Here is a 394-nt window from a genome sequence, read left to right as displayed (position 1 = left end):
GATTTAGTATTTGTGAATCGCAATCAAATTAAAGGCTGGTGGGAGCCAAAATCGCAAACACCGATTTGGTTATCTGATGGCACAATTACACCACATATAGTAATTAAGCAAGGTGAAGTGATGGCAAATGACGATAATTAACAAAGTGTTTGTAATTTAGGTGATTTTACCCTATAATTATAAACGTTGTTGTGGTTTAAAAAATGACAAGCCTTAATCATGGTAATATAGCCAAGTGGTAAGGCAACGGTCTGCAAAACCGTCATCGCCGGTTCGACTCCGGTTATTACCTTAAAAAGCGCTGCATTAGCAGCGCTTTTTTATTGTGTTAATTGTGCTAAAGTCGCTTTTGTGAAATAACCAGAAGCAAGTTGCTGTGCTAATGGTTGCATAT

The 394-nt window shown here is 37.6% G+C and carries 1 tRNA gene; it reads left to right on the top strand.

What is annotated here, in order from left to right:
* The first annotated feature begins 221 nt into the window (after positions 1-221).
* Positions 222-292 (top strand) — tRNA-Cys (locus C1I99_RS35570).
* The last annotated feature ends 102 nt before the right edge of the window (positions 293-394 follow it).

The sequence above is a fragment of the Micromonospora deserti genome (assembly GCF_003236335.1).
GTDB classification, from domain to species: domain Bacteria; phylum Actinomycetota; class Actinomycetes; order Mycobacteriales; family Micromonosporaceae; genus Micromonospora; species Micromonospora deserti.
This window is presented reverse-complemented; position numbering and strand designations above follow the sequence as displayed.